At 68.7% G+C, this 3,129-nt stretch carries 5 protein-coding genes; 2 read left to right on the top strand and 3 right to left on the bottom strand.

Annotation, left to right across the window (positions count from 1 at the left end):
- Positions 1-581: 581 nt before the first annotated feature.
- Positions 582-725, bottom strand: a complete 144-nt coding sequence (locus ACFXGX_RS33810) for a hypothetical protein (protein ID WP_384799052.1) — start codon at positions 723-725, stop codon at positions 582-584.
- A 257-nt stretch (positions 726-982) separates the two neighbouring features.
- On the opposite strand from ACFXGX_RS33810, the gene ACFXGX_RS33805 reads away from it, so the two are divergent.
- Both ACFXGX_RS33805 and ACFXGX_RS33800 read left to right on the top strand, forming a co-directional pair.
- Positions 983-1,144 carry a hypothetical protein gene (locus tag ACFXGX_RS33805; protein WP_384799049.1) on the top strand — a complete coding sequence of 54 codons (162 nt, stop codon included), beginning with the start codon at positions 983-985 and terminating at the stop codon, positions 1,142-1,144.
- Positions 1,141-1,431 (top strand): hypothetical protein, encoded by a 291-nt coding sequence (locus ACFXGX_RS33800; protein ID WP_384799046.1) that lies wholly within the window; start codon positions 1,141-1,143, stop codon positions 1,429-1,431. Before ACFXGX_RS33805 ends, ACFXGX_RS33800 begins: the two co-directional genes overlap by 4 nt.
- Before the next feature lie 478 nt (positions 1,432-1,909).
- Here the strand turns inward: ACFXGX_RS33800 and ACFXGX_RS33795 are convergent, their stop codons facing one another.
- Both ACFXGX_RS33795 and ACFXGX_RS33790 read right to left on the bottom strand, forming a co-directional pair.
- Positions 1,910-2,113, bottom strand: a complete 204-nt coding sequence (locus ACFXGX_RS33795) for a hypothetical protein (RefSeq protein WP_384791878.1) — start codon at positions 2,111-2,113, stop codon at positions 1,910-1,912.
- Positions 2,114-2,174: 61 nt separating this feature from the next.
- Positions 2,175-2,408: a hypothetical protein gene (locus ACFXGX_RS33790; protein ID WP_384799043.1), complete on the bottom strand. Its 234-nt coding sequence runs from the start codon at positions 2,406-2,408 to the stop codon at positions 2,175-2,177.
- Between the last annotated feature and the right edge of the window lie 721 nt (positions 2,409-3,129).

Below are 3,129 nucleotides of genomic sequence, written 5' to 3'. Positions count from 1 at the left end.
GGGGTGTCTCGTGGGGCGGTGGGAGCGCGCCGCGGCCTGGCCCGCCCTCTCCCACCCCCCCCCCACCGCCCGGCGGCCCCGCTCGCCCCGGCCGCCCCCCCCCCCCCACTTCTGGACGCAGGCAAGCCCGTTCGGCATCAACACAGTCACCGTCAAGGCAACCTCGGCGCACAGCAGGATCCGCAGTCGAGGCGAGCACGCCATAGACGGCGTCGGCCGAGAGCCTACCGACAGCGAGCAGGCAGAGCTCTGCAGCCGAACGGCTTGCTGCGTCACCCAGAGCAGGCATCGAACATCGCCGCCAGCGCCGAGCAGCCTGGCCGACTCAGGCGGCGATTCGGGCCGCGCCCAAGCCAAGGTATGGCCCTGACCTTGAGCATGATCAGTCCCGGTCGGCTTCGCGGAATCCGGTGCCAAGCGTCGCCGGGCCCTCCGCGCGCAGGCGGGAGTGAGCCGCCACCGCGCCGTTGAAGGGGCACCCGCCAGCCGAACTCCAACCGGAGTGTCGGCAGACCCCCAAAGAAGTGCTTACAAACTGGGCGCCCTCCCGGTCCCGGCAACGACTTCGGCCTCAGCTCGCCTCATGCGGCGAAGTCAACGTTGGTCACGTACTCGTACTGGCCCCACTGGGAGCCCAGGTCGATGACCTGGTTCACCCACGCGTTGTCCAACTCCTGGTCGTCACCGGCCGCCCACGCCGCGACGATGCGGTCCCAGCGGCGCACGTTTGAGCGTGCGGAACTCCACCACCCGCTGGCGGGGCCGGTCGACCAGCAGCTGGTTGACCGGGTGGATCTCCACCCGAGTGCCGTGCAGGGCGACGTTGGTGGGACCGAAGACCTCCTGGCGACGTTGCCTTCGCCGGCCTGCTCGGCGAGCGGGGCGGCCCGGATGGCGCGGTCGGCGACCATGAGGGACAAGTCGAGCCAGCCGGTTCTGCGGCAGTAGGAGCGCAGCAGCCCGCGACACCTGCATCCCGATCGTGGCGACCACGCTGGAGGTGCTGCGCGAGCACGGCCCGGCCGGCCCCGCCTTCTGGCGGTTCGGCCGCAAAGGACGCCAGCCGCTGCTGGACGCGATCGGCAACCCGCGCCGGGACGCCGCCCGCACCCTTCGCCGCCAGGCAGGTGCAGCAGCGCCGTGACGAGCGGGAAGCGGCAGAGCGAGAGTCGCGGCGGCCCGTGTGTACGTAGCGGCCACAAGTTCACCGACGAACGATGGACGGCAGTCGACGTACAGGACTGGGACCGGTCGCGCGAGCCCCACCCGCATCTGTGCGAGGACTGCCAGGATCGGGCCATCGCCGCCCAGAAGCAGGCCGAAGCCGACGAACACGAGCGCCAGGAACAGGAGCGCCTCCGCGAGCAGGCAGAGGAAGAGGCTCCCGCGCAGAAGGCTGGCGCTCCCGCTTCCGCACCTGACCCGGACTAGCCGCGGCTTCGCTGGGTGGTCTGGCCTTGCCAGAGCGTTGTCAGGGCCGGACCGTCCTTGAGATTACGGGTGCCCCCGATCCGCTGACCAGACAAGTCACCGAACCACGTGTGGCAAGACGGCGTGCACAAGGGGTGATCTGCCTTTCGTCCCGTGGTCACGCATGAGGGAGGCGGGCCGGCCGCGCGCGGTATCTCGTGGCAGGCCGCCGGCCGTCTTGTCGTTCTTCCGCCAGGATGACCGCCTCGGCCGCCGGCGCAGCCCGCCGTCTTGTGTGCCAGAGCCCGGTCACGTTCCCCGCGGACCAGAAGCCGCCACCGGGCCCACCGGGCATCAAGGGGGCGGCCCGGGACTTCGAAAAGGGTGGAGCCGGTCCGGGCCGCCGCTGCTCATCATCGTCAGCGGACAAGGGATCCCGCACGCCAGTGGGGCATAGGAGTGCAAGCGCCTGCGGACTCGGCTCGATGATAGGACAAGCTCAGCCGGTGTCGTCCGGTACGTCGACCGTGAGGCCGCCGTGCTGGCCGACCTTCCAGACCAGGCCCCAGGACTCGATCAGCTCCCGGATCGTCTCGGGCCCGCCATTCTCCATCGCGTGCAGGAGGGCGAGTTGTCTGCCTTTGAGCCGCTCAGGGGGTAGCTGGCAAGGGTCTCCGACGACTTCTTGGAACCAGGCTGCCATGGTGATCCTCACCTGTGAGCCGGGCTTTTGACGTGCCATGCGTGCCTCCGGGGTGTGACGGTCAAGGCGACTTTGCCGGGTCAACGAGCGAGGCGGGACAGACAGCGGCAAATAAAGCCTCGTCCTGCCGCTCACGCATATTGCCCGGACCCGAGACGACCAGGACCACCGTGTCGGCGGCCCCGGCCGCGATCGCCGGAACGAGCCCGTCGAGGAAGCCCCGGGCGCTCTCGCGTGCGCCGGCGACGGACGTCGCGGAGCGGAGGGTAGCGAGGTTGATGCTCATCGTGTCCATCAGGTCCCCCTGGTCTCTGGATCGCCCGTGCCCGGTCCTGCTTGCCCCGGGCTTGTGCCCGGACTGCGGCCCGCTCGCCCGGATCCACTCCCGCCCCCATCGCTGTTCGGGGTCGATTACCTCATCCTCGACCACGCAGAAATCTATGTTGGCTGGAGTAGACATTGGTCGGTGGTGTGGCTATGGTTTCTCTCGTAGCCGAGATCAACAAGGCCCGACAGAGACGAACTGCCGGGCAGCATTACCGCAGTTGCAGTGCGCAGGGCGGTGCGGTGGTGGAGTTTCGGAGCCAGGGTTGTTGCAGGACGGCGACGGGGCTGACGACCGGACCGGGTGGCTCGCAGTGATCAGGGGCCGCCGTGAGCAGGACCGCAGTTGATGCAGTGGCAGTACCTGTAGGTGCAGTTCGCGGTATTCAGCAGTGAAGGTATGTGCGTGGTTCCTCGGTGAAGGCGTCGGCTGCGGGCGCGCGCACCGGGAGGTTCGGCAGTGGGGTTCTAAGCCAGAGCAGTGGTCGCAGGACGGGCGACGGGGCTGGCTGCCGAAGAGTGACGCTTCCTCAGGTCACCGAGCAGGTCGCATCATCAGCAGTACGCGGTAGAGCAGTACTGGCAGTTAGTAGATCCCAGAGGGAAAGAACGGAGGGGCCGAGCGCCATCAGGATCGCCCGGGCGGAATTGCAGAGCCCGGGTACCGCAGGACATCGATAGTGAGGTGGTCT

The organism is Streptomyces sp. NPDC059371 (assembly GCF_042751995.1).
In the GTDB taxonomy this organism is placed as follows: Bacteria; Actinomycetota; Actinomycetes; order Streptomycetales; family Streptomycetaceae; genus Streptomyces.
The sequence above is the reverse complement of the archived record's forward strand: the minus strand, read 5'-3'. Positions and strand labels throughout refer to the sequence as shown.

Coding starts and splice junctions, on each gene's coding strand:
- ACFXGX_RS33795 (WP_384791878.1), bottom strand. CDS start 2,113: ATGGCAGCCTGGTTCCAAGAAGTCGTCGGAGACCCTTGCCAGCTACCC.
- ACFXGX_RS33790 (WP_384799043.1), bottom strand. CDS start 2,408: ATGGACACGATGAGCATCAACCTCGCTACCCTCCGCTCCGCGACGTCC.